Here is a 23,296-nt window from a genome sequence, read left to right on the forward strand (position 1 = left end):
GCCTCAGTAGAGCGTGCGGATCGGCTGGTCGGCCGCGCCATAGGGCACCCAGCGGCAGGAGAACGAGATGTAGCCGCCCTCATAGGCCTGCATCGCCAGGAATTTGGCGACCTTCCCGTAGCGGGCGCAGTGATCGACCGCGACCTGCCGCGCATCGACCTGGGTTGCCATCGAATAGGCGATGATTCCGCCAGTGTCGTTGCCCTTGAACGGAGGCACCGGAAGCAGATCGGCGCGCGCCGACTGGCTCGCCATCATACCCAAGGCAAGTAGGCCCGCGGCCGCAATGATTCGCATTCCCGTCACTCCGATTGGTTGGCGGCAGTTTACGGTGTCGGCGCGGCGGTGGAAAGAACGGATGGCCGGTCCAACGCAGCATTGCGGTCAACTCGTCGGCAAGTGTTGCCGCGCTGCACTTGACCTCCTCCGGCCTTCACGGCACCGTCCGACCCTTGCAGATCATGCTGTCTGGATCATCCATGCGCGCCTCGACCTTCCTGAAATCGCTCCGCTTTGCCGCCGTGCTCGGCCTCCTGTTCGGGGCGTTGTCGCTCGGTGAGGCCAGGGCCGCCAATCCGCTGGAGCTGAATTTCTGGCTGAGCGGGCCGCGTTATGACGGCAACGTCTCCGAATGCGACCGGGCGCTGCCGACGATCGCCAGCCAGTTCTGGGAGAAAGAAAGCTCGTTCTGGAATTCCTCGTTGAAGATCACCGGCTTCGCCGCGGTTCACGAGACCGCGTTCCGGCCCTGGGCATCGGATAACATCCCCCGCCGCTATTGCACCGGCGAGGCCATGCTCACGGACGGCAAGATGCGCAAGGTGCACTTCTCGATCGTCGAGGACGGCGGCTTCGCCGGCTACGGCCAGGGCGTGGAATGGTGCGTGGTCGGGCTCGACCGCAACTGGGCCTACAACCCGGCCTGCCGCGCCGCCAAGCAATAATTGCGCTGATCCGGACCGATCAGGCGGCCCAACGATGGTCGCCCGAAATTTGTTCTTGAAATGTTCCTATCGCCTGCTAGGCTCGTCTGCACAGTCTAGTTGAGGGGCGTCGCCATGTTTCATTCCAGATTGCATTCGTTCTCCCGCCTGATGATCTCGCTGACGCTTGCGGCCGGGCTGGCTGCACTGGCCGGCGGCGCAAAGGCCCAGGACAAGCGGCAGAACACGCCCGGCGAATTCGATTTTTATGTGCTGTCGCTGTCGTGGTCGCCCTCCTTCTGCGAAGAGGCAGCGGAGCGCGGCGGCCGCTCGCAGACCCAGTGCAGCGGACGGCCCTATGCTTTCGTGGTGCATGGTCTGTGGCCGCAATATGAGAACGGTTTTCCGGAATATTGCCAGCGGCCTTCGCCGCGGCTGAACCGCAGCATCGTCTCCTCCATGCTCGATCTGATGCCGGCGCCGGGGCTGATCTTCAACGAATGGGACAAGCACGGCACCTGCTCGGGGCTCGCCGACCGCAGCTATTTCGAGACGATCCGGAAGGCGCGCGCCGCAATCAAGATTCCGGCCGAATATCTCGATTTGTCGCAGGCCAAGACGGTGGCGCCGGCAGAGGTGGAGGAAGCCTTCATCAAGGCCAATCCGGGCCTCAGCAATGCCGCCGTCTCGATCACCTGCAACCGGACGCGGCTATCGGAAGTCCGCATCTGCCTCAGCAAGGACCTGCAATTCCGCGCCTGCGAGGAGATCGACCGCCGCGCCTGCCGTCGCGACCAGTTGGCGATGCCGCCGATCCGGGGTGGCTAGCCCAGGCATCGTGCCTCTTTGCTCAAGCCGTCACGTGGCGTAGTGCTCTTGCATGAATTACCGCCACGCCTTTCACGCCGGAAGCTTCGCCGATGTCATCAAGCACATCGTGCTGGCGCGCATCATCACCTATCTCCAGGATAAGCCGGGCGCGTTCCGTGTCATCGACACCCATGCCGGCGCTGGCCTCTACGATCTCGAAAGCGAGGAGGCGCGTCGCGGCGGCGAGTGGCTGACGGGCATTGCGCGGCTGATGCAGGCGCGACTGTCTAACGACGCCATGGCGCTGACCAAGCCCTACCTCGACATCGTCCGCGCCTTCAATCCGAAGGGTGAGCTCAAGGCCTATCCGGGCTCCCCGCTGATCGCACGCGGCCTGCTGAGACCACAGGACCGCCTCTTGCTCTGCGAACTCGAGCCGAAGGCGCGCAAGGCGCTGATCGGCGTGCTGCGCCACGACGAACAGGCCCGCGTGGTCGACCTCGACGGCTGGATGGCGCTGCCGGCTTTCGTGCCGCCGAAGGAACGGCGCGGGCTCGTGCTGATCGACCCGCCGTTCGAGGCGAAGGACGAGTTCGAAAAGCTCGAAGAGGCCTTCTCGACGGCTTTTGCGAAATGGCCGACCGGTATCTATGTAATCTGGTATCCCGCCAAGAGCCGGCGCGCCACCGACGCGCTGGTGCAATCAGTGGCGCGGCTCGCAGCCGCAGCAAAACCGCCGGGAAAATGCCTGCGCCTCGAATTCAGCGTGGCGCCACAAGCCGACGGCGCAGCCCTCACCTCCAGCGGGCTCTTGATCGTCAATCCCCCTTACACACTGCACGGCGAGCTCAAGACGATCCTGCCCGAGCTGGAAATGCCGCTCGGCCAGGGGGGCGCTGCCAGATTCCGATTAGAGGTGCCAAGGCCGTAACACTCCGGCATCTTGGGAAAAATATGCAGGAGCGGTGGTCAATCTGCAGAGAACCGTATTATGCTGTTGCGGTGACTGGCTTTACGTTCCGCTTCCGCGAATGGTTGCGGCGGAGTGAAGGCCTAAGAAAGATCCAGTCGGACCGAATGGTCTGCCCAAGGATGGCCAGCTCCCGGGCTTCGTAAGGCCCGGTCATGTCGTGACGTGCGTCTGCGTCACGACGGAGGAGCAATGAGGGGGAGTTTCCCGATGGCCATGACGGGAACGGTCAAGTTTTTCAACGGTGAGCGCGGCTACGGATTCATCAAACCGGACGACGGGGGCCGCGACGTCTTCGTGCATATTACTGCTGTGGAGCGGGCCGGACTGAAGGACCTTGCCGAAGGACAGCGTATTACTTTCGAAGTCGAACCGGACAAGAAGGGCAAGGGGCCGAAGGCGGTCGATTTGGTCATCCTTCCCTAGCGAGTCCGACGCGAAACACCGGCGCAAAAAAAATCCCGGCCGCGAGCGGCCGGGAGGCTGTAGTCCGGTATTTTCTTCTTTGGGTATCAGAAGTGATAGTTCACGCCTGCGCGCACAACGCTGGCGCTATAGCCGTTTGACACGCCTGTAATCGCGAACTGACTCGTCGACAGATCGATGTAGAGATATTCGAGCTTGGCGCTCCAGTTCGGCGCGAAACCAACTTCCGCGCCGGCACCGATGGTCCAGCCGGCGCTGGTATGCGACTCCGTCCAGCCGAACGTCTGCGCGCGCAGCTCGCCGAAGGCGAGGCCCGCCGTGCCGTAGAACAGCACGTTGCTGAGGGCATAGCCCGCGCGGCCGCGCAGGGTGCCGAACCACGGATTGGAGAACTTCCACGGCGCGAAGGTATCGTCGGCACCGGCGGCCTGGATGTCACCTTCGACACCGAACACCCACGGGCCGGTCTGGAAATTGTAACCGGCCTGAACGCCGCCGACGAAGCCCGACGGTTTTGCGGGATTGTTGTTCACCGAGCCCCATTCGTAGCCGAGATTGGCACCGAGATACGGACCGGCCCAGCTATAGGCGTTGAGCGGCTGATTGACCGTGTAGGGCGCACGTTGCCCGTAATTGAGATCGGCGGCCCCTGCCGAAGCCGTCCAGCCGACTGCAGCCAACGCGGCTGCGCCCACAACGAGCCTCTTCATCACATACTCCAACGCAACTGCCGTCACCGGCGCGATGCCTGCGCCGCCGCGCGAGGCAAAACCGCATGGTTACGGAACCACCACTATTTCGCGTAACATTTATCGAGAGTTTTAAGTTAAAGGCCTGTTAAGCCGGGTTACCGCGCTGTTAACAGGCTTAAGCAAGCGTTACCGGGAACTGCGCCGCCATCCTGTGCGTGCCGCACCGCCGGAACTTCAATTCGCCACCCGCAACGCCTAAATTCGCACCATGGTTCACGATTCCACCGACAATCCGGACGACGCACGTGCGCGCAAACCCGTGCGCGGCAACGCGCCCGACGTCCCGCCCCAGGAGACGGAAGCGGCGCCGCCCGACCTCGATCCCGCCACAGCAAACGGGGACGACGAGGACGACGCACGGCTGCCGGACATCCTGGAAGAGAGCGGCACGGTTGGCGAAGAGCCGCTGGCGACCGGCCACGAGGCGATCGAACGCGCGGTCCGCCTCGCCCCCACCTCGCCCGGCGTCTACCGCATGCTCAATGGGAATGCCGACGTGCTCTATGTCGGCAAGGCCAAGAACGTCAAAAAGCGCCTGTCGAACTATGCGCGCCAGAGTGCGCCGCAGCCGGCGCGCATCCTGCGCATGATCGCCGCCACAGTTACCGTGGAAATCATCTCGACCCACACCGAGACCGAAGCGCTGCTGCTGGAGGCCAACCTCATCAAGCAGCTTCGACCGCGCTTCAACGTGCAGCTGCGCGACGACAAGTCGTTTCCCTATATCCTGATCACGGGCGACCATTGGGCGCCGCAGATCCTGAAGCATCGCGGCGCGCAGACGCGGCCCGGTCGCTATTTCGGCCCGTTCGCCTCGGCCGGCGCCGTCAACCGCACCATCACCGCGTTGCAGCGCGCATTCCTGATCCGCTCCTGCACGGATTCCTTCTTCGAGAGCCGCTCGCGGCCGTGCCTGCTCTACCAGATCCGCCGTTGTGCCGGCCCCTGCACCCGCGAGATCGACTTCCCCGGCTACACGACCCTGGTGCGCGAGGCGAGCGACTTCCTGTCCGGCAGGAGCCATGCGGTGAAACAGGAGCTTGCCGCCGAGATGGAGAAGGCCTCCGGTGAGCTCGAATTCGAGAGCGCCGCGCTCTACCGCGACCGCCTCGCTGCGTTGTCCGCGATCCAGTCGCAGCAGGGCATCAATCCGCGCACGGTGGAAGAAGCCGACGTGTTCGCCATCCACCAGGAGGGCGGCTTCTCATGTGTCGAGGTGTTCTTCTTCCGCACCGGGCAGAACTGGGGCAACCGCGCCTATTTCCCGCGCGCGGAGAAGACGTATACGCCGGAAGAGGTGCTCGGCTCCTTCCTCGCCCAGTTCTATGACGACAAGCCGCCGCCGAGGAACATCCTGCTCTCGCACGAGATCGAGGAGAGCGAGCTGCTCGCCAACGCGCTGTCGATAAAGGCCGGCCGCAAGGTCGAGGTTTCCACGCCGAAGCGCGGCGAGAAGAAGGAGCTCGTCACCCACGCGCTCACCAACGCGCGCGAGGCCCTGGGCCGCAAGCTCGCGGACACCGCGACGCAGAGCCGCCTGCTGGACGCCATGGCCACGACCTTGAGCCTGCCGCATGCGCCGAAGCGGATCGAAGTCTACGACAACAGCCATATCCAGGGCACCAACGCGGTCGGCGCCATGATCGTCGCCGGCCCCGATGGCTTCGTCAAAAACCAGTACCGCAAGTTCAACATCAAGTCGGAAGGGATCACGCCGGGCGACGACTTCGCCATGATGCGCGAAGTGCTGGAGCGCCGCTTCAAGCGCCTGATCAATCCGCCCGAAGAGGGCGCGGCCAAAACCAAGGACGACGACTTCCCGCAATGGCCCGATCTCGTGATCATCGACGGCGGCCGCGGCCAGCTCAACGCGGTCCGGGAGATCTTTGCAAATCTCGGCCTGACCCAGGTGGCGCTGATGTCCGTGGCCAAGGGGCCGGACCGGGATGCCGGCCGCGAGACCCTGTTCATGCCGGAGCGCGAGGCGATCAAGCTGGAGCCGCGCGACCCCGTGCTCTATTTCATCCAGCGCCTGCGGGACGAGGCGCACCGCTTCGTCATCGGCTCGCACCGCAAGCTGCGCAAGAAGGACATCCGCGAGGCCGGCTTGCAGGAGATTCCGGGCATCGGCCCGTCACGCAAACGTGCCTTGCTGCATCATTTCGGAACCCTGAAGGAGATCGAACGGGCCTCGATCACCGATCTCGGCAAGGTTCCGGGGGTGAGCGCCGAGAGCGCCCGCAGGATTTTCGAGTATTTCCACCCTCAGCCGAGATGAAATAAAAGGGGGCCGCGGTCATATGGTCGTCGCATCCCGCACCCCATTTGGGAGCGGAACGGTTGACCTTGAGGCTGCAGCGGTATTGGTAGGACGGATGAACATCGCCACGACACGAGGGACCACCAGCCGCGCGATGTCCCTCCCGAACATCCTGACCTACGGCCGGATCGCCGCGATCCCGGTCGTGGTCGGGTGCATCTACGCACAGTCGATCATGGACGGTCCGCTGTGGCTGCGATGGGTTGCCGTCGCCATTTTCATCGCGGCTGCGGTCACTGATTACCTCGACGGCTATTACGCGCGGATCTGGAATCAGCAATCGGCGTTCGGCCGCATGCTCGATCCGATCGCCGACAAGCTTCTGGTCGCCTCGTGCCTGCTGATGCTGGCCGCCGACGGCATCATTCACGGCTGGTCGCTGTGGGCCGCCATCGTGATCCTGTGCCGCGAGATCCTGGTCTCGGGCCTGCGCGAATATCTTGCCGCGCTGCGCGTCAGCGTGCCCGTGACCAAGCTTGCGAAGTGGAAGACGACGGTTCAGCTCATCGCCATCGGCTTCCTGCTGGCCGGTCCCGCCGGCGATGAGGTGGTGCCCATGGTCTCGATGACCGGGCTGGCGCTGCTCTGGGCCTCGGCGATCCTCACCATGTACACCGGCTACGACTATTTCGGCGCCGGCATCCATCACCTCATCAAGGAGGATGAGGGATGAAAGTGAAGTACTTCGCCTGGGTGCGCGAGCGCGTCGGCAAGGCCGAGGAGACCATCGAGCCGCCCGCGACCGTGCGCACGGTGGAAGAGCTGATCGCCTGGCTGTCCGGCCAAGGCGAAGCCTACGCCTACGCGTTCGAGAAGCCGAAGGTGATCCGCACCGCGATCGACCATGCCCACGTCAAGTCGGACGCCGCGATCGCGGGCGCTCGCGAGATCGCGTTCTTCCCGCCGATGACCGGCGGCTAGACCATGCCCGCCACCACCTGTCCCGTCACCATTCGTATCCAGCAAGACGATTTCGACATCGCGCGCGAGATCGCGGTGCTGACCGGGAACCGCACCGACATCGGTGCAGTCGTGAGCTTTTCCGGCATCTGCCGCGGTGACGAGGACAGCGCCAAGATCGCCGCGCTCTCGCTCGAGCATTATCCGGGCATGGCCGAGGAAGAGATCAGGCGCCATGCCGACGAGGCCACCTCGCGCTGGCCGCTCAACGGCGTCACGGTGATCCATCGCGTCGGCCGTTTCATGCCTGGCCAGAACATCGTGCTGGTGCTGACCGCCTCGCAGCACCGCCAGGCAGCGTTCCAGGCAGCCGAGTTCCTGATGGATTATCTGAAGACCAACGCGCCGTTCTGGAAGAAGGAAGAGAGCGCCACCGGCACCGGCTGGGTCGAGGCCCAGGCCCGCGACGATGAAGCCGCCGCACGCTGGACCCGATCCTGATGGCAACGACATCCAAAAAGACCGTGCGCGGCCGCGCCGCGCCAAAGCTCGCGAAAGTGGGGCGCGGCGAGCTTCTCACGCTGATCGATTTCGTCCGCTATGCGGTGAGCCGCTTCAATGAGGCCAAGCTCGCCTTTGCCCATGGCACACCCGATCCGGTCGCGGAAGCGGCCTTCCTGGTCTGTGAAGCCCTGCATCTGCATCCCGAGCAGTTCGAGATTTTTGCCAACGCGCGAGTCACGGACGCCGAGGGCAGGACCATCATCGATCTCATCCATCAGCGCGTCACCACCCGCAAACCGGCCGCCTATCTCGTCAACAAGATCTACATGCGCGGCCTGCCGTTCTATGTCGACGAGCGCGTCATCGTTCCCCGCTCCTTTATCGGCGAGTTGCTGGAATCGCATTTCGGCGGCGACGGCGAAGCCGGCTCGCTGATCGACGACCCCAGCGCGGTCGAACGCGTACTCGATCTCTGCACTGGGTCGGGATGCCTCGCGATCCTCGCGGCGCATCATTTTCCGAATGCCACGATCGACGCCGTCGATATCTCGAAGGGCGCGATCGACGTCGCCAGACGAAATGTCGGCGAATACGGGCTCGATGACCGGATCAGCCTGCATCGCGGCGACCTGTTCACCCCGCTCGGTGACGCCAAATACGACCTGATCATCACCAACCCGCCTTATGTCGATGCCGAAGGCATGGCGGCGCTGCCGCCGGAGTGCCGGGCCGAGCCGAAGCTCGCCTTTGACGGCGGCGCCGACGGTCTCGACGTGGTGCGCCGGATCCTGCGCGACGCGCCCGGCCATTTGACGCCGGATGGCGGGCTGATCTGCGAGATCGGCCGCGGCCGCGAACTCGTCGACGAGGCCTTTCCTGAACTACCGCTGCTCTGGCTCGACACCGAGGACTCCGAGGGCGAAGTGTTCTGGATCGCGGCAGCCGATCTCGGCTGATCGATCACGACGGGCAGACCTCGTCGGAACAAGTCAAATACCGCCACGTTCATCCCCCGACGAATTTTCTCGCACTCGGAGGATCACCGCATGCTTGCGCCATCGGGCGAATTGCTGCGCGCCGGCGTCGCGCTCAAGCTCAACCATCTCAAGCGCGCCGCCCAGTCCTATGCCCGTGACCGGAGCAATCAAGCCACGGGGCGCATGACGTCTTACGCGACTGCGGCCGGACTGCTCGCCGTTGCGGGCTTGTTCGTCATCGCAGCCTTCTTTGTCGGCCTGATTGCCCTGTACCGCTGGGTTGCGATCCATTACGGGCAATTCTGGGGATTCGGCGCCGCCGGCGGTGTCCTCCTGGTCCTCGCCGCCGCCTGCGCCGGCGTGGCCATGGCTCAGATGAAGCGCAAGACCAAGCCGATCTTGCCGCTTGCCAGCCGCCTACGGGTGGCGATCGCCACCCCGCGCATCCCGCGCGGAACGGTGAAGCAGGCCGTGAAAGAGGTCGCGACGACAATTCCCCTGGCGCCGCTCGCGCCGGGCGAACGAGGACATGACCGGGGACATGGCGGCAGCACGTGGCCGGCTCGGTCCAACCGGCCTGTGCAACTCGGGCTGATGCTCGCGGCCGTTGGGCTGGTCGGGCTGACGGCAGCTCGCCGGCGGCGTCACGGCCACGGAGCGGATACCTGAAAATGCCTCTGCGGCGCGCCGAGCAATTCGACAGCTGGCTGTTAGTGGCAGCCACGACCGTGTTCGTGCTCACCGCGGAACGGTATTTCCAGGATTCTGGCCTGATCCGGCCGGGACCTCCGCAAGACCACCGCAACGGCGAGGCGAATTCGCCGGAAACGAGCCCGACGGGCGCAGCCTCGCAGCCCGGCCGCGGCCGCCGTGCGAAAAGCCCGTTCGCGATCCCGTGGGCGGGCTGGAAGGACATCCTCTGGCGCACCTATCAGCGCATCGATGAGGATCGCCTGCTCGCGACCGCCGGCGGCGTCGTCTTTTTCGGGCTGCTCGCGATCTTTCCCGCCGTCACAGCTCTGGTTTCATTCTATGGCCTGTTCGCCGATCCCTCGACGATCAGTTCCAACCTGCATTCGCTCGCGATGATGCTGCCCGAGGGCGCGTTCCAGATCGTCGAGGACCAGGTGGCGCGCGTCGTGTCGAACGGCGGCGCCACCCTTGGTGTCACTTTCCTGTTTGGACTCGTGCTCGCGATCTGGAGCGCCAATGCCGGCGTCAAAGCCATCTTCGACGCCCTCAACGTCGCCTATGAGGAGCGTGAAAAGCGCAGCTTCATCCGGCTGAACACGGTTTCGCTGGCCTTCACGGTCGGTGGCATCGTTGCCCTGCTGCTGATGGTGGGCACCGTCGTCGCCTTCCCGCTTGCGCTCAACCACCTCGGCATGGCGCCCGAAAGCAAGCTGATCGTGGCGCTGGCGCGATGGCCGGTGCTGTTCGTCATTCTCCTTGCGGCGCTCGCCATCCTCTACCGCTTCGCGCCCAGCCGCGACGCCCCGCGCTGGCAATGGCTGAGCCCTGGAGCGGTAACGGCGGCGATCCTCTGGATCGCCGGCTCGGCGCTGCTGTCCTGGTATCTCTCGGAATTCGCCAATTACAATGCGACCTACGGCTCGCTCGGCGCTGCGATTGGCTTGATGATGTGGATGTGGATGTCGGCCATCGTCATCATGTTCGGGGCCGAACTGAATTCGGAGATCGAACGGCAGACCCTGCGCGACACGACCGCCGGGGCGCCCAAGCCGCTTGGCACCCGCGAGGCGGTCTCGGCCGACACGGTCGGCGCCGCGGCGCCATCCTGACTCCGAGATCGGGCCGCTATCCCCTCGAATCAACAATGATGTTAACCTCATGCCGCTTGGGGGAGCATGCGGCGTCACGGGTTCGAGACGCCACCCGTGTTTTCCCGGTCAGGCAGTCAGCTCTTGAGGCGTAACGCGCGGCATGATTCGTATTTCGACGATCTTCATCGCCATCTGCATGGTTCTGGTCGCCGCCTCGCTTGGGCTCGTGCTCTACGCGGTCGCCGGCATCAGCGGAACCGAATCCGCGATCGTGGCGCTGACGGCGCTGACCTTCCTGATCCTCTACAATGCAGTGTCGATGCGACTGCGCGACCGCAGCGACGTCGGTGGCCAGATCGCCGATCTTTCGCGCGGCACCGCCGACCTCGCCCGCCAGGTCGCCGAGTTCGGCCGCCGGCTCGCCACGATCGAAGCACGCATCGCCTCTTCCAATTCGGCCAACTCCGACCGCATCCAGTCGGTGGTCGGCGAGATCAACGAGCTCGGCGGACTGGTCAGGCAACTCGCCACCACCGTGTCGGCCCACGAGGATCTGATAGCCGGCAACGCGCCGGTGCCGGCCCCCGCGCCGGTCGCAAGGCAGGAGCCGGAGGCGCCGCTCGACCTGATCGCCACGCTTGAGGAGGAGCGGCCGGCTGCTCTTCCCCCGCTTCCCGCGCCGCCGCCGTTGCGGCCGGCAGCACCGGCGATCCAGACCCAGACCGCCAATCCGGTTCAGACCTCCAACGGCCGCAACCAGACCCAATTGCTGGCGACGCTCCGCAACGCGATCGACGAGAACCGCATCGACATCTTTCTCCAGCCGATGGTGTCGCTACCGCAGCGCAAGGTCCGCTTCTACGAGGCGGTGACGCGCCTGCGCCACGAGCGTGACCAGCTGGTCGCGGCGGAGGAGTTCATCAGCATCGCGGAGGCCTCCGGCCTGATCGGGCGCATCGACAACATGGTGATGCTGCGCTGCGTCCAGGTGCTGCGGCGCCTGATGGTACGCAACAAGGAGGTCGGCGTGTTCTGCAACGTCGCGGCTTCCACGCTCGGCAATTCCACGACCTTCGCGCAATACCTCGATTTCCTCGAAGCCAACCGGGCGCTGGCGCCCTCGCTAGTGCTGGAATTCAAGCAATCGACCTTCCGCAATCTCGGTCCGGCCGAGACCGAAAATCTCGCCGCGCTCGCCCAGCGCGGCTTCCGTTTCTCGATCGACCATGTCACCGATTTGCGCATCGAACCGCGCGAGCTCGCCGATCGCGGCGTGCGCTTCATCAAGGTGCCGGCTTCGCTGCTGCTCGACCCCAGGCAGGCTTCGGCCTCGGACATCCACCCTTCCGACCTTTCCGACCTGCTCGGCCGCTTCGGCATTGACCTGATCGCCGAGCGGATCGAGGGCGAGCGCGCCGTGATCGACCTGCTCGATTATGACGTGCGGTTCGGCCAGGGGTTCCTGTTCGCGCCGCCCCGGCCATTGCGGCCGGAGGGGCCATCTGCTACCGCCGCGCCGAACCAGGCACAGGACACTCAGGGATCCAATGGCTCCGGCACACCCAGCTCAAGCGCAACGTCGGCTGCGTCTGCGCCACAGCGCGTCACCGGCAACGCCGCGCTCGCGCGCCGCATCTGATCGGCCGCACGTATCATGACCACGCTGCATTTCGCTGAAAGCCTGCGTGAACTCGTGGCGGGCGTGGATGTCGTGCTCAGCGATATCTGGGGCGTGGTCCATAACGGCCTCGAATCCTTCCCCGAAGCCTGCGAGGCGCTGCATACCTATCGCAGCCGCGGTGGTACGGTCATCCTGATCACCAACGCGCCGCGCCCGGCCGACTCCGTGCAGCGGCAATTGCGCAAACTTGGCGTGGCCGACGAGACCTATGATGCGATCGTGTCTTCAGGCGACCTGACGCGGCTCTATGTCGCCGACCATCCCGGCCGCAAGATGTTCTGGCTCGGCCCGGAGCGCGACAACTCGATCTACCGCGGCCTCGATGCGGTGATCGCGCCGCTGGAGGAGGCGGATTACATCGTCTGCACCGGTCTCTACGACGACGAGACCGAGACGGCGGAAGACTATCGCGGCATGATGCTCAAGGCGCGCGAGCGCAAGCTGACGCTGGTCTGCGCCAACCCCGACATCGTGGTGGAAAAGGGCGACCGCCTGATCTATTGCGCCGGTGCGATCGCAGAGCTCTATCGCGAGCTCGGCGGCGAGGTGATCTTCTACGGCAAGCCGCACCGGCCGATCTACGAGCGCGCGATGGCGCTCGCCGGCGAACGCCAGGGCCACCAGATCGACCGCAAAAAGGTGCTCGCGATCGGCGATTCCGTCCGGACCGACCTCACCGGCGCGCGCGAGTTCGGCATCGATTGCCTGTTCGTGACCCGCGGCATCCATGCCGAGGAGTTCGAGGGTCTCGACCAGCTCGACCCGGCTTCGGTACTGGAATTGTTCGGCCATCCGCCGAAGGCGCTGATGCGCGAACTGAAGTGGTAGCGAGTTGATCGTCATTCCCGCTTGATGTGGGGCCATCGATTCCGGCACGACGAACCCGATGCAGAAAGCCCGGGACGATCGCCCGGGCCTTCCGAATTCAACCGATGGCTTCGACCGCGCCTTACGCGCTTGCCATGTCCGGGAAGACCGCCTCGATCTTGGTCTTCAGCGTCGCCGCGTTGAACGGCTTGACGATGTAGTTGTTCACGCCGGCCTTCTTGGCCGCGATCACGTTCTCGGTCTTTGATTCGGCCGTGATCATGATGAAGGGCGTGGTGGCGAGGTTCGGATCTGCGCGCACTTCGCGCAGCAGGTCGTAACCCGTCATCGGCTCCATGTTCCAGTCGGAAATCACGAGCCCGTACTTCTTGCCGCGCATCTTGTTCAGCGCTGCCGAACCGTCGCTTGCATCATCGATATTCTCGAAGCCAAGCTGCTTCAGGAGGTTCCTGATGATACGGATCATGGTGCTGTAGTCGTCAACCACCAGAACCGACATCGACAAATCAACCGCCATCTCGACTCCCCCAACGCAAACCCAGGAAATATTTACGATCGGACCTGCCGGGCCGGAGCCCCGCGGTTCCACGCCCAAGGACTAGCACCAAGGCGTTAAACAGCGCGTTAACTGGGAACGCCCCCGGCGGACTGAAATCGCTTTCGATGCGGCCGCCCCCTCCCGCTTGACTTCATCCGGCCCGTCGCGCCACGGTCCCGGCCGGTCCCGCCGGTTTGAGAATTCCCCTGATGGCTCCGCATTTTACCGTTATCCGCGACACCACGCCGGACTCCGCCATTGCAAGGGGTGCCGTGGTCGCGATGGGCAATTTCGACGGCGTTCATCTCGGCCATCGCGCCGTGATCGCCGCAGCCATGGAAATGGGCAGGATCCATGGCCGCCCGGCGCTGGCATTGACCTTCGAGCCGCATCCGCGCCGGTTTTTCAGCCCCAACACCCCGCAATTCCGCCTGACCGACGAGCGGGCCAAGCTGCGGCTTCTGGCCGGCACCGGACTTGACGGCGCCGTGGTCATGACCTTCGACAAGTCCCGCGCCGGGACCAGCGCGCAAGACTTCATTCACCATGACCTGATCGGGCGCCTGGGCATCGGCGGGATCGCAGTCGGCTACGACTTCCACTTCGGCAAGGGTCGGGTCGGCTCGCCGAGCCTCCTCGTCAACGAGGCGCCCCGGCTCGGCATCGAGGTCGACGTGCAGCCGCATGTCGATATCGACGAGCGGCCGGTCTCGTCCAGCGCGATCCGGATCGCGCTCGCCGAAGGCCAACTCGACGAGGCCACGGCCATGCTCGGCGCGCCCTGGTTCATCACCGGCGAGGTCATCCACGGCGAGAAGCGCGGCCGCGACCTCGGTTATCCCACCGCCAACATCCGTCTCGATGCCAATTGCGGCCTCAAGCACGGCATCTATGCGGTGCGGGTCGGCCGCGGCGCGGAGCGGCTGGACGGGGTGGCAAGCTTCGGTCGCCGCCCGACGTTTGATAATGGCGCGCCGCTGCTGGAAATCTTCCTGTTCGACTTCAAGGGCGATCTTTACGGACAGACGCTCGACTGCGCCTTTATCGGCTTCATCCGCGAGGAGCTGAAATTCGACAGCCTGGAGGCCCTGATCCGCCAGATGGACGACGATTCCGCCTGCGCCCGCGCCATGCTCGCCGCCGCCCCGGACGCGTTTCCGAGGCTTGGCGTCATCGATTGAGGTCGGAAACCGGCCCGCCGTACCTTTTGCGCTTCCCCCGCCCCCCTGCTATGGAGAGCCCATGTTTGCGCGGCGCATCATAGGGATTAGCGGCCCGGCTTCCGCCTGAGCTTTCGGCTCGGCGCAAGACCGGGATGTTGTCGTTTCACCCGCGATTCCGCATCGCCATCCGTTCCCGCGCCTTTCCGAGCCAGTCAGCCTCATGTCCGACAAGCCACAAAAATCTCAAAAATCCGAAGCCAAAGACTATTCCAAAACCCTGTTCCTGCCGCAGACCGAATTCCCGATGCGCGCCGGCCTGCCGCAGCGCGAGCCGGAGCTGCTGAAATACTGGAACGACATCGGCCTTTACGACAGACTGCGCCAGGAAGCCCAGGGCCGCGCCAAATTCGTGCTGCATGACGGCCCACCCTACGCCAATGGCAACATCCATATCGGGCACGCGCTGAACAAGATCCTCAAGGACGTCGTGACCAAGAGCCAGCAGATGCTCGGCTTCGACTCCAACTACGTGCCCGGCTGGGACTGCCACGGCCTGCCGATCGAATGGAAGATCGAGGAAGAGAACTACCGCTCCAAGGGCAAGCAGAAGCCCGACTTCCGCGACTCCGCCGCGATGGTGGCGTTCCGCAAGGAATGTCGCGCCTATGCGACACACTGGATCAACGTGCAGCGCGAGGAATTCAAGCGCCTCGGCATCATCGGCGACTGGGATCATCCCTATCAGACGATGAGCTATCCCGCGGAGGCGCAGATCGCCCGCGAGCTGATGAAGTTCGCCGCCAACGGCACGCTGTATCGCGGCTCCAAGCCGGTGATGTGGAGCGTGGTCGAGAAGACCGCGCTCGCCGAGGCCGAGGTCGAGTACGAGGACTACACCTCCGACATGGTGTGGGTGAAGTTTCCCGTCACGTCTCCGGCACATGGCGCGCTCGCCAATGCTTCGGTCGTGATCTGGACGACCACGCCCTGGACACTGCCCGGCAACCGCGCGATCTCGTTCTCGCCGAAGATCGCCTACGGCCTCTACAAGGTCACGGATGCGGCCGCGGACAATTGGGCGAAGACCGGCGATCTCGTGATCCTGGCTGATGCGCTTGCCGCAGAGGTGTTCAAGCAGGCGCGCGTCACGGCCTATGAGAAGGTGCGCGACATTCCCGGCGACACGCTGGACGCCGTGGAGTGTGCCCATCCCTTGCGCGGCCTCGATGGCGGTTACACGTTTATCGTGCCGCTGCTCGCCGGCGAGCATGTCACCGACGATACAGGCACTGGTTTCGTGCACACCGCGCCGAGCCACGGCCGCGAGGATTTCGACGTCTGGATGGCCAATACCCGCGAGCTCGATGAACGCGGCATCTCGACCGCGATCCCCTACACTGTCGACGAGAACGGCGCCTATACTGCGCAGGCCCCCGGCTTCACCGGCAAGCGCGTGCTCAACGACAAGGGCGAGAAGGGCGATGCCAATGAGGCCGTCATCAAGGCGTTGATCGAGGCCGGCAAGCTGCTCGCGCGCGGCCGCCTCAAGCACCAATACCCGCATTCATGGCGCTCGAAGAAGCCGGTCATCTTCCGCAATACGCCGCAATGGTTCATCGCGATGGACAAGGACGTCAGCGAGAATGGCCACGCCAGGAAGGGCGATACGCTGCGGGCCCGCGCGCTGCAGGCGATCTCGGTCACGCAATGGGTGCCGCCGTCGGGTGAGAACCGCATCAACGGCATGATCGCCAATCGTCCGGACTGGGTGATCTCGCGCCAGCGCGCCTGGGGCGTTCCGATCGCCGTGTTCGTGCGCGAGAAGAGCGACGGCTCGGCCGAGATCCTGCAGGACGAGATCGTCAATCAGCGCATCGCCGAGGCCTTCATGGAGGAAGGCGCTGACGCCTGGTACATGGAAGGGGCCCGCGAGCGCTTCCTTGGATCGCGCGCGAAGGAAGACTGGAAGAAGATCGACGACATCTGCGACGTCTGGTTCGATTCCGGCTCCACACATGCTTTCGTGCTCGAGGATCGCCAGAACTTCCCGCAGCTCGGCAACATCGTCCGCAAGGTCGATGGCGGCGACGACACCGTGATGTACCTGGAAGGCAGCGACCAGCATCGCGGCTGGTTTCATTCCTCGCTGCTGGAAAGCGCCGGCACGCGCGGCCGCGCGCCATATGACATCGTGCTCACCCACGGCTTCACGCTCGACGAGAACGGCCGCAAGATGTCGAAGTCGATCGGCAACACCGTTGAGCCTCAGAAGGTGATCAAGGATTCGGGCGCGGATATCCTGCGCCTCTGGGTCTGCGCCACCGACTATGCCGACGACCAACGCATCGGCCCGGAGATCCTGAAGAACACCATCGAGACCTATCGCAAACTGCGCAACACTGTGCGCTGGATGCTGGGAACGCTGGATCACTACAAGCCGGCCGACGCAGTCGCGCCCGCCGACATGCCTGAGCTCGAACGGCTGATGCTGCACGAGCTCGCGGTCCGTGCTGCCGTCGTCCGCAAGGCCTATCAGGAGTTCGACTACAAGACCGTGGTCGCGACCTTGTCCGCCTTCCTGAACAGTGAGCTCTCCGCGTTCTATTTCGACATCCGCAAGGACACGCTGTATTGCGATCCGCCGTCCTCGCCGACGCGCAAGGCGGCGCTGACCACGATCGACCTGTTGTGCAGCTCGATCCTGAAATGGCTGGCGCCGATCCTCAGCTTCACCGCGGAGGAGGCCTGGCGCATGTACAGGCCTGACGCCGAGCCCTCGGTGCACCTGACGCAGTTTCCCGACGACCTCGAAAGCCTGCGCGACGACAAGCTCGCCGCGAAGTGGGAAGCGATCCGCAACGTCCGCCGCGTCGTCACCGGTGCGCTGGAGCTCGAACGCGCCGCCAAGAACATCGGCTCGTCGCTGGAGGCATCACCGGTCATCTATGTCGCCGACCGCGACATGCTTGCGACGCTGTTCGACACCGACCTCGCCGAGATCTGCATCACCTCGAACTACGAGGTGCGCGAGGGCGAGGCGCCGGCTTCCGCATTCCGTCTCGATGCCGTTCCAGGCGTCGCTGTCGTGGTGGAGAAGGCGGTCGGCACCAAATGCGCCCGTTCCTGGAAGATTTCGCCGACGGTGGGTGAAGACCCCGAATACCCCGACGTCACCCCGCGCGATGCCCAGGCGCTGCGCGAATGGAAGGCGCTGGGGGTCAGCATCTAGGTCTCACCGTCGTCCTAGCGAAAGCCAGGACCCATTCCACCGCCGCCAATTGCGACGAAGGCTGATGACCACAAGTCTTTCAAACAACGACCGCCTCGGCGTATGGGTCCTGGCTTTCGCCAGGACGACGACGGAGCCTATTGTGGCCGACTGCCCATGACCCCGCTCCGCGCCGGCATCCTCGCGGCCCTGGTCACGCTCGTGGCCGACCAGGCCTCAAAGCTCTGGCTGCTGAACGTGTTCGACCTCGCCCGTCGCGGCGCGGTCGAGGTGACCCCGTTCTTCGACCTGGTGCTGGCCTGGAACATCGGCATCAGCTTCGGCTGGCTCCAGAACGACGGTCAGGCTGCGCAAATGGCGCTGATGGCCGTGAAGGTCCTCGCGGTGGTTGCGCTGGCGATCTGGATGGCTCGCTCCCACACCCTGCTGGCAACCATCGCGCTCGGCCTGATCATTGGCGGCGCCATCGGCAACGGCATCGACCGCCTCGCCTATGGCGCGGTGGTCGATTTCGCCCTGTTTCACATCAATATCGGCGGAAACACCTATAATTGGTACGTGTTCAACCTTGCGGACGTGGCCATCGTTGCTGGCGTGGCGGCGCTATTGTATGATTCCTTCCTGGGGGTACCCGCCGTAAAAGCGCCCTGATCCCGGCCGATACGGACCGGCAGGCGGAACCTTGCTTTTGCGAGGGATTATGCCGCGCGAGAGCGGCAAACTGCCACATTTTGGAACAGGTACAGTGATGCGCAGCTCGAAGACCAGCGGTTCGATGGTTGAAGACCCCCGGCAGGGGTTCTGGCGGGCGTTGAAATTGTCCGCTGTCGCGCTCGGCATCGGTCTCGTCATGTCGGCTGGCGCCGCCCGCGCCGGTGACGACGGCGAGGACGACGACGACATGACCTTCGAAGAGAAGCTCATCGACAATCTGATGTCCGGCATCGGCGCCAAGAGCATGGAGAAGAAGGGTATCGAATACCGCGAGCGGTCGCCGCTGGTGGTGCCGCCCAAGCTCGACCTGCCGCCACCCGCCGGCGTTGAAGCCAAGAACGCACCGAACTGGCCGAAGGACCCTGACGAGAGACGCCGCAAGGAGGCCATCGCGCAGCGGAAGAAGGCCGTCAAGGCCACCGAGAGCTGGCAGGCAGGCCGGGCGTTGTCGCCCGCCGAGATGGAGGTCGGCAGGACAGCCGCACCCGAGCGCACCAGCAATGATCCTATTCAGCCGGGCACCAACGGCAATCCGTCGCTCAGCCCGGCCCAGCTCGGTTTCACCGGCGGTCTGTGGGGCATGATGTCGAACAACAAAGGCGAGGCCAAGCAATTCACGACCGAGCCGCCGCGCCAGTCGCTGGTCGAGCCGCCGCCGGGCTACCAGACGCCGTCGCCGAGCTACGCCTATGGCGCCGGAGAGGACAAGACACGGCGGACCTATTTCGACATCATGTCCGGCAAGGACAAGGAACAATAGCCTCCTGTCCGTTTGCGACATCCCGACAGACGCGGTCCCGCGCCGGCGGCTCGTGCGCGCCGGACGCGGTCTTTAATTGCTTATCAGTAACTTGCGCCCGAGTTGAGTTCTCTGCTTCGTGACGCGAAGCGTTTGCCGCACGGTGTACCATGCCGTGCCTCCGAGCCGGACATCCGGGCTCGGCCTTTCATAAGGATCATAATGTCCTCTTACCGATCGGCTGCCCGCCTCCTTGCCGCGCTGCTTTCGACGAGTGTCCTCACGGCCGGCGCATCCCTTGCGCAGACCACGGTGACATCGGCTCCGCCCGCCAGCTTCACGCTCGGAAACGGCATGCAGGTCGTGGTGATTCCCGACCACCGCACGCCCGTCGTCACGGAAATGATCTGGTACAAGGTCGGCTCGGCGGACGAGACGCCGGGCAAGTCCGGGCTCGCGCACTTCCTCGAGCACCTGATGTTCAAGGGCACATCGAAGCATCCGGTCGGCGAATTCTCCCAGACCGTGCTCCGCGTCGGCGGCAACGAGAACGCCTCGACTTCGGTCGACTACACCAACTACTACCAGCGCGTGCCGCGCGAGCAGTTGCCGACCATGATGGAGTTCGAGGCCGACCGTATGACCGGCCTGATCCTCAAGGACGAGAACGTGTTGCCCGAGCGCGACGTCGTGCTCGAAGAATACAACATGCGCGTCGCCAACAATCCGGACGCGCGGCTGAACGAGCAGATCATGGCCGCGCTCTATCTCAACCATCCCTACGGCCGGCCGGTGATCGGCTGGCACCAGGAGATCGAGAAGCTCGACCGCGAGGATGCGCTCGCCTTCTACCGCCGCTTCTATGCGCCGAACAACGCGATCCTGGTGATCGCCGGCGACGTCGAGCCCGCCGACATCCGCCCGTTGGTCGAGCGCAATTTCGGCTCTATCCCTGCCCAACCCGCCATCCCGGCGCGCCGCGTCCGCCCGCAGGAGCCGGAGCCCGCGGCGCCGCGCACCGTGACCCTGGCCGATCCGCGCGTCGAGCAACCCGGCCTGCGACGCTATTACCTGGTGCCCTCGGCGACGACGGCTGCGGCCGGCGAAAGCGCGGCCCTCGACGTGCTGGCGCAACTGATGGGCAGCGGCAGCAATTCCTATCTCTACCGCGCGCTCGTGGTCGACAAGCCGCTCGCGGTCTCCGCCAGTGCCAGCTATTCGAGCATCTCGCTTGACCCGACCCAGTTCGCGATCTCGGCTTCGCCCAAATCCGGCGTCAGCTTCGCCGAGGTCGAGCAGGTGGTCGACGGCGTCATCGCCGACATCGCGCAGAACCCGATCCGCGCCGAGGATCTCGAGCGGGTCAAGACCCAGCTCATCGCCGAGGCGATCTACGCCCAGGACAACCAGGCGGTGCTGGCGCGCTGGTATGGCGGCGCATTGACCACGGGCCTGTCGATCGAGGACATCCGGAGCTGGCCAGATCGCGTCCGCGCCGTTACCGCCGAGCAGGTCCGCACCGTCGCGCAGAAATGGCTCGAGAAGAAGCGCTCGGTGACGGGCTACCTGATCAAGGACACCGGCGCCGCCAAGCGCGAGGAGAAGCGTTCGTGACCTATCCCTTCCTTCGACGTGTCTCATTCTCCCTCGTCACCGGCGCGGCACTCGCGCTTGCTACCGTCTCGCCGTCGCAGGCGGCAGCAAAGATCCAGCATTTGACCTCGCCGGGCGGCATCGAGGCCTGGTTCGTACAGGATGCGACTGTGCCGCTGATCGCCATGGAATATTCCTTTGCCGGCGGCTCGGCACAGGATCCCAAGGACAAGTCGGGCGTCGCCAATCTGGTCGGCGATCTCCTCGACGAAGGCTCCGGCGATCTCGATTCCAAGACCTTCCATGAGCGGCTCGACCGCCGCGCCATCGAGCTCTCCTTCAGCGCCACCCGCGACACCTTCCGCGGCAGCCTGCGCATGCTGCGCGACAACAAGGACGAAGCCTTCGACCTGCTGCGGAGCGCGCTGACCTCGCCGCATTTCGAAACCGCCGATGTCGAGCGTATCCGTTCGCAGGTGATCTCGGGCCTGCGCCGCGAGACCACCAACCCGACCTCGCTGGCGAGCCGCAAATTCCTGGAGGTCGCCTTCGGCGATCATCCCTACGGTAGGCAGTCCAACGGCAACCTCGACAGCGTTCCGACCATCACGGTCGCCGACATGAAGGATTATGTCGGCCGCGTGCTCGCCAAGGACACGCTGAAGATTGCAGTGGTTGGCGACGTGGATGCCGATACGCTCGGCAAGCTGCTCGACCACACGTTTGGCAGCCTGCCCGCCAAGGCCAATCTCGTGCCGGTCCCCGACGTTGAGGCCGCCAAGCCGCCGCAACGCGCTTTCGTGACGCTCGACGTGCCCCAGACCGTGATCACCTTCGGCGGCCCCGGAGTGAAGCGCAGCGATCCGAACTTCATGGCAGCCTATGTTGTCAACCACATCCTCGGCGGCGGCGGGTTGTCCTCGCGGCTCTATCGCGAGGTGCGCGAGAAGCGCGGACTGGCCTATTCGGTGTTCGAATCGCTGCTCTGGATGGAGCATTCGGCGGTCTTCATCGGCAACACCGGCACCCGCGCGGACCGCGCCGGCGACACTATCGACGCCATCGACAAGGAAGTGCGCCGGATCGCCGAGGAAGGCCCGACGCAGAAGGAGCTCGACGAGGCCAAGTCCTACCTCAAGGGCTCGCAGATGCTGGCGCTCGACACCTCCTCGAAGCTCGCGCAGGCGCTGCTGCAATATCAGCAGGACAAGCTGCCGATCGACTATATCGAGAAGCGCAACGCCGTCGTCGATGCGGTCACCATGGACGACGCCAAGGCGGCCGCAAAGCGCCTCTGGGGCCAGGGCCTGCTGACCGTCGTCGTCGGCCGCGCTCCGCAGGCCGCGGCGCAACCCGCAACCGCACCGGCGACGAAGTCGAACTGACGTCTTCCATACGCTTCCTGAAATGGCCGGGCTCGCCCGGCCATTTGCATTTCGGGGCGCCATTGCCGAACTTGGGCGTCCGGGATATGTCCGGGCATCACGAATGGTGCCACCATGCTGCGGATATCCCGCGATCTCGTCATCGACGAGGACGACATCGAGATCGGCTTCGTCCGCGCCTCCGGCCCGGGCGGGCAGAACGTCAACAAGGTCGCGACCTCGGCGCAATTGCGCTTCGACACGCGGAAGCTGACGCTTCCGGAGGATGCCGCGCTGCGCCTCGCCCGGCTCGCAGGGCAGCGCATGACCAAGGACGGCGTCATCGTGATCCAGGCCCAACGCTTCCGCACCCAGGAGCGCAACCGCCAGGACGCCATCGACCGCCTTACGGAGATGCTCGGAGAAGCCATGATCCGGCCGAAGCCCCGGCGCGCGACAAAGCCGACCTTTGGCTCCAAGCAGCGCCGGCTCGAGGGCAAGAAACACCGCAGCGACATCAAGTCGAAGCGCGGGCGCGGTTTCGACGACTAGCAGAGACTGCAAAAGAACTCCGGCCGCAGGGCGACCGGAGTTCTGCCGTCTCACTCCATTGGCTAGTAGCGCTTGCCCGTGGCTGCACCGCCCGTCGCGGAATCGTCGGCGGTCCCTTTGTGTGCAGCATTGCCCGTGGTGCCAACCGTGCCCCTGGTGCCCTTCGTCGGCTTCATGCCCGTCGTCTCGCCCGCCGTGCCCGGCTGGGCATTCATCTCCTCGTCGCCGCTGCCCATCGTGCTACCTTGCATGGGTTTGCTTTGCACGGTGCCGCTAGGCTTGGCGCCAGACGACGTACCTTGCGCGAGAACAGGTGTCACAATGAGGGCCGAGACGGCGCATGCGATTGCGGAGGTCTTCACCAACTTCATCCATTTCTCCTGGATTTTCGCGATGATCGGTTCGGCGGCTTGATGCGCCGTCCGCCTGAGCCGAACCGATCCATCGCGTTACGAGCTCGAACGGCGCGACCGCAATGCAACCTGTCTCGTGTGGTGATCGTTTAGGGATTTGACGGCGGTTTCGCGGA

The 23,296-nt window shown here is 64.7% G+C and carries 24 protein-coding genes; 20 read left to right on the top strand and 4 right to left on the bottom strand.

Annotated features, from left to right (window positions below; all coding sequences use genetic code 11):
* Window positions 1–3 precede the first annotated feature (3 nt).
* Window positions 4–297, bottom strand: coding sequence for a hypothetical protein (locus N551_RS0101205; RefSeq protein WP_007596852.1), 294 nt, complete (start codon window positions 295–297; stop codon window positions 4–6).
* Between the two features lie 182 nt (window positions 298–479).
* Here N551_RS0101205 and N551_RS0101210 point away from each other — a divergent pair, with 182 nt between their 5' ends.
* The 4 genes from N551_RS0101210 to N551_RS0101225 all read left to right on the top strand — a co-directional run bounded on the left by N551_RS0101210 (window position 480) and on the right by N551_RS0101225 (window position 3,129).
* Window positions 480–944: a hypothetical protein gene (locus N551_RS0101210; RefSeq protein ID WP_027565385.1), complete on the top strand. Its 465-nt coding sequence runs from the start codon at window positions 480–482 to the stop codon at window positions 942–944.
* A gap of 114 nt (window positions 945–1,058) precedes the next feature.
* Window positions 1,059–1,751: a ribonuclease T2 gene (locus N551_RS0101215; protein WP_027565386.1), complete on the top strand. Its 693-nt coding sequence runs from the start codon at window positions 1,059–1,061 to the stop codon at window positions 1,749–1,751.
* Window positions 1,752–1,803: 52 nt separating this feature from the next.
* Window positions 1,804–2,664, top strand: coding sequence for a 23S rRNA (adenine(2030)-N(6))-methyltransferase RlmJ (locus tag N551_RS0101220; protein WP_027565387.1), 861 nt, complete (start codon window positions 1,804–1,806; stop codon window positions 2,662–2,664).
* 249 nt (window positions 2,665–2,913) lie between these two features.
* On the top strand, window positions 2,914–3,129 hold the full coding sequence (locus N551_RS0101225; RefSeq protein WP_007614865.1) for a cold-shock protein: 216 nt from the start codon (window positions 2,914–2,916) through the stop codon (window positions 3,127–3,129).
* Window positions 3,130–3,215: 86 nt separating this feature from the next.
* On the opposite strand, the gene N551_RS0101230 is transcribed toward N551_RS0101225, so the two are convergent.
* Window positions 3,216–3,839 (bottom strand): outer membrane protein, encoded by a 624-nt coding sequence (locus tag N551_RS0101230; protein WP_027565388.1) that lies wholly within the window; start codon window positions 3,837–3,839, stop codon window positions 3,216–3,218.
* 250 nt (window positions 3,840–4,089) lie between these two features.
* Between N551_RS0101230 and uvrC the strand changes: the two genes are divergently transcribed.
* The 9 genes from uvrC to N551_RS0101275 all read left to right on the top strand — a co-directional run bounded on the left by uvrC (window position 4,090) and on the right by N551_RS0101275 (window position 12,875).
* Window positions 4,090–6,159: an excinuclease ABC subunit UvrC gene (gene uvrC / locus N551_RS0101235; protein ID WP_027565389.1), complete on the top strand. Its 2,070-nt coding sequence runs from the start codon at window positions 4,090–4,092 to the stop codon at window positions 6,157–6,159.
* A 97-nt stretch (window positions 6,160–6,256) separates the two neighbouring features.
* A complete protein-coding gene (gene pgsA, locus N551_RS0101240) occupies window positions 6,257–6,874 on the top strand; it encodes a CDP-diacylglycerol--glycerol-3-phosphate 3-phosphatidyltransferase (RefSeq protein ID WP_027565390.1) in 618 nt (205 codons plus the stop codon).
* Window positions 6,871–7,122, top strand: a complete 252-nt coding sequence (gene moaD, locus N551_RS0101245; RefSeq protein WP_027565391.1) for a molybdopterin converting factor subunit 1 — start codon at window positions 6,871–6,873, stop codon at window positions 7,120–7,122. Before pgsA ends, moaD begins: the two co-directional genes overlap by 4 nt.
* A gap of 3 nt (window positions 7,123–7,125) precedes the next feature.
* Entirely contained in the window at window positions 7,126–7,602 is a 477-nt protein-coding gene (locus tag N551_RS0101250) for a molybdenum cofactor biosynthesis protein MoaE (RefSeq protein ID WP_027565392.1), read from the top strand.
* On the top strand, window positions 7,602–8,561 hold the full coding sequence (prmB, locus tag N551_RS0101255; protein WP_027565393.1) for a 50S ribosomal protein L3 N(5)-glutamine methyltransferase: 960 nt from the start codon (window positions 7,602–7,604) through the stop codon (window positions 8,559–8,561). The genes N551_RS0101250 and prmB overlap by 1 nt, the downstream gene beginning before the upstream one ends.
* Window positions 8,562–8,651: 90 nt before the next feature.
* A complete protein-coding gene (locus N551_RS0101260; protein WP_027565394.1) occupies window positions 8,652–9,251 on the top strand; it encodes a phage holin family protein in 600 nt (199 codons plus the stop codon).
* A gap of 2 nt (window positions 9,252–9,253) precedes the next feature.
* On the top strand, window positions 9,254–10,384 hold the full coding sequence (locus N551_RS0101265) for a YihY/virulence factor BrkB family protein (protein WP_027565395.1): 1,131 nt from the start codon (window positions 9,254–9,256) through the stop codon (window positions 10,382–10,384).
* A 142-nt stretch (window positions 10,385–10,526) separates the two neighbouring features.
* On the top strand, window positions 10,527–12,005 hold the full coding sequence (locus N551_RS0101270; protein WP_027565396.1) for an EAL domain-containing protein: 1,479 nt from the start codon (window positions 10,527–10,529) through the stop codon (window positions 12,003–12,005).
* Window positions 12,006–12,020: 15 nt separating this feature from the next.
* A complete protein-coding gene (locus tag N551_RS0101275; protein ID WP_027565397.1) occupies window positions 12,021–12,875 on the top strand; it encodes a TIGR01459 family HAD-type hydrolase in 855 nt (284 codons plus the stop codon).
* Between the two features lie 121 nt (window positions 12,876–12,996).
* Here the strand turns inward: N551_RS0101275 and N551_RS0101280 are convergent, their stop codons facing one another.
* Window positions 12,997–13,392 carry a response regulator gene (locus N551_RS0101280; protein ID WP_007596883.1) on the bottom strand — a complete coding sequence of 132 codons (396 nt, stop codon included), beginning with the start codon at window positions 13,390–13,392 and terminating at the stop codon, window positions 12,997–12,999.
* 230 nt (window positions 13,393–13,622) lie between these two features.
* Between N551_RS0101280 and N551_RS0101285 the strand changes: the two genes are divergently transcribed.
* The 7 genes from N551_RS0101285 to arfB all read left to right on the top strand — a co-directional run bounded on the left by N551_RS0101285 (window position 13,623) and on the right by arfB (window position 22,767).
* Window positions 13,623–14,594 (top strand): bifunctional riboflavin kinase/FAD synthetase, encoded by a 972-nt coding sequence (locus N551_RS0101285; RefSeq protein ID WP_027565398.1) that lies wholly within the window; start codon window positions 13,623–13,625, stop codon window positions 14,592–14,594.
* Window positions 14,595–14,796: 202 nt separating this feature from the next.
* Window positions 14,797–17,805: an isoleucine--tRNA ligase gene (gene ileS / locus N551_RS0101290; protein WP_027565399.1), complete on the top strand. Its 3,009-nt coding sequence runs from the start codon at window positions 14,797–14,799 to the stop codon at window positions 17,803–17,805.
* Between the two features lie 156 nt (window positions 17,806–17,961).
* Window positions 17,962–18,456, top strand: a complete 495-nt coding sequence (lspA, locus tag N551_RS0101295) for a signal peptidase II (protein WP_027565400.1) — start codon at window positions 17,962–17,964, stop codon at window positions 18,454–18,456.
* Between the two features lie 97 nt (window positions 18,457–18,553).
* Window positions 18,554–19,279, top strand: a complete 726-nt coding sequence (locus tag N551_RS0101300; RefSeq protein WP_027565401.1) for a hypothetical protein — start codon at window positions 18,554–18,556, stop codon at window positions 19,277–19,279.
* A 201-nt stretch (window positions 19,280–19,480) separates the two neighbouring features.
* A complete protein-coding gene (locus N551_RS0101305) occupies window positions 19,481–20,872 on the top strand; it encodes a pitrilysin family protein (RefSeq protein ID WP_027565402.1) in 1,392 nt (463 codons plus the stop codon).
* Window positions 20,869–22,236: a pitrilysin family protein gene (locus N551_RS0101310; RefSeq protein ID WP_027565403.1), complete on the top strand. Its 1,368-nt coding sequence runs from the start codon at window positions 20,869–20,871 to the stop codon at window positions 22,234–22,236. Before N551_RS0101305 ends, N551_RS0101310 begins: the two co-directional genes overlap by 4 nt.
* A gap of 114 nt (window positions 22,237–22,350) precedes the next feature.
* Window positions 22,351–22,767: an alternative ribosome rescue aminoacyl-tRNA hydrolase ArfB gene (gene arfB, locus N551_RS0101315; protein ID WP_018453479.1), complete on the top strand. Its 417-nt coding sequence runs from the start codon at window positions 22,351–22,353 to the stop codon at window positions 22,765–22,767.
* Window positions 22,768–22,829: 62 nt separating this feature from the next.
* Here arfB and N551_RS0101320 read toward each other — a convergent pair whose 3' ends face one another.
* Complete coding sequence (locus N551_RS0101320; RefSeq protein WP_027565404.1) at window positions 22,830–23,138, bottom strand: hypothetical protein; 309 nt, start codon at window positions 23,136–23,138, stop codon at window positions 22,830–22,832.
* Between the last annotated feature and the right edge of the window lie 158 nt (window positions 23,139–23,296).

Source organism: Bradyrhizobium sp. URHA0013 (genome assembly GCF_000518345.1).
Lineage (GTDB): Bacteria > Pseudomonadota > Alphaproteobacteria > Rhizobiales > Xanthobacteraceae > Bradyrhizobium.